Consider the following 270-nt stretch of genomic DNA (forward strand, 5'->3'; position numbering starts at 1 on the left):
GCTTTGGTTAAGTTGGTATACTGCTCAGGATCTTCTTGCGCAGCCTTCCATTCTTCAACCGTCCAGCCATGTGGCAGGTAGCCATTAATTAGATCGTGAGCGGAGGTCTGATCAGTGACTAGGTCAGGCTTCAAGCCACCATTTTTGGCACGTTTGACGATCTCGGGTAATATATCAGCAGCATTACCAAGTAGGGCAATAGATACCGCTTCGCCAGCATTCGTATGCTGCTTGATAAGCTCATAAGCATGGTCTAAATTATCAGCTTGC

At 47.0% G+C, this 270-nt stretch carries 1 pseudogene; it reads right to left on the bottom strand.

Annotated features, from left to right (window positions below):
* Positions 1–270, bottom strand: a pseudogene (locus tag AAEY72_RS14985) (urocanate hydratase); the annotation flags it as partial.

It is taken from the genome of Psychrobacter sp. W2-37-MNA-CIBAN-0211, from assembly GCF_040309405.1.
GTDB lineage: Bacteria > Pseudomonadota > Gammaproteobacteria > Pseudomonadales > Moraxellaceae > Psychrobacter > Psychrobacter glaciei.